Raw genomic sequence first — 572 nt, forward strand, 5'->3', positions numbered from 1 at the left:
AGGTGAAGAAGTTCTGGGACAGCGGCCCGCTGCCCGGCATGCTGCTCACCCGCCAGGAGGTGACGATGGCCACCGTCTGGCACGGCCGCCTCGCCGACCTGACCAAGCAGGGCGTCGCGGTCGCGGCCCAGCTCAACGGCGCCCGCCGCCAGTTCCAGGGCTACGCCATCTCCAAGGGCGCGCCCAACCTGGAGGCCGCCTACCAGCTCTTCGACTACTCGATCCGTCCCGAGGTGCAGGCCCGGCTGGCCATGACGTATCCGACGAACCCGTCTTCCCCGCTGGCCTACGACAAGCTCAGCGAGGAGGTGCGTAACGGCCTGGCCGGCGCGCCGCAGTTCTACGACAAGGGCTTCGACGCTGACATCGAGTGGTGGCTGAAGAACGAAGAGGCGGTCACCAAGCGCTGGCTGGGGTGGGCTCGTGGCTGAGTTCGGTGTGTCCACGCCGTCGCTCGGAGTGGCCGGCGCCAAGCCGGCCACCTCGACCGGCAAAGCGCTGTCGGTGGTGGCCCTGCGCAAGACCTACGGGGACGTCGTCGCTGTCGACGAGGCGTCCATGGAGATCGCCGC

The 572-nt window shown here is 69.1% G+C and carries 1 protein-coding gene; it reads left to right on the forward strand.

Features of this window, described 5'->3' with window-relative positions:
- A partial coding sequence (locus ABN273_RS59285; RefSeq protein WP_349458610.1) for an extracellular solute-binding protein occupies positions 1-431 on the forward strand: 431 nt, incomplete at its 5' end.
- Positions 432-572 lie beyond the last annotated feature (141 nt).

Origin of the sequence: Nonomuraea sp. B19D2 (assembly GCF_040137845.1) — a bacterium.
Classification (GTDB): Bacteria; Actinomycetota; Actinomycetes; order Streptosporangiales; family Streptosporangiaceae; genus Nonomuraea.